The 397-nt window shown below is 50.1% G+C and carries 1 pseudogene; it reads right to left on the bottom strand.

What is annotated here, in order from left to right:
* Positions 1-397: pseudogene (locus P0G09_RS15875) on the bottom strand (relaxase/mobilization nuclease domain-containing protein); the annotation flags it as partial.

Here is a 397-nt window from a genome sequence, read left to right on the forward strand (position 1 = left end):
CAAGGTCAGGAGCGGTTTACCCGTTCTAAGACCATCAGCGCGGAAGGAGATGTATTTGCCGGGTTTGATTTCATAACCGGCTTCCTGCATGAGCCGCAGAAAATCATCGTAGTCCTTCGCTGTGATGACAAGCCGGTCGATGGTCTGCTTGAGTTTTTGCTTCCAGCTCGTGCCGCGTTTGGCTTCGGTGTTCTCCTTGTAGCTCATGCCTTTGTTCTGAGAGGGAGGGATAACAGAGAGACCGTTTTCCTTACAGAGCCGGTCGCTGACCTCACGCATATCATAGTAAATCCGCTTGTAGCTCTTGTAGGCGTGGTAGTCCACAAAGTCAACCGCATTGAAAATCAGATGGTTATGAATATGGTCCTTGTCAATGTGCGTGGTCAGCACTTACTCG

Source organism: Faecalibacterium sp. DFI.5.82, assembly GCF_029076575.1.
In the GTDB taxonomy this organism is placed as follows: Bacteria; Bacillota; Clostridia; order Oscillospirales; family Ruminococcaceae; genus Faecalibacterium; species Faecalibacterium duncaniae.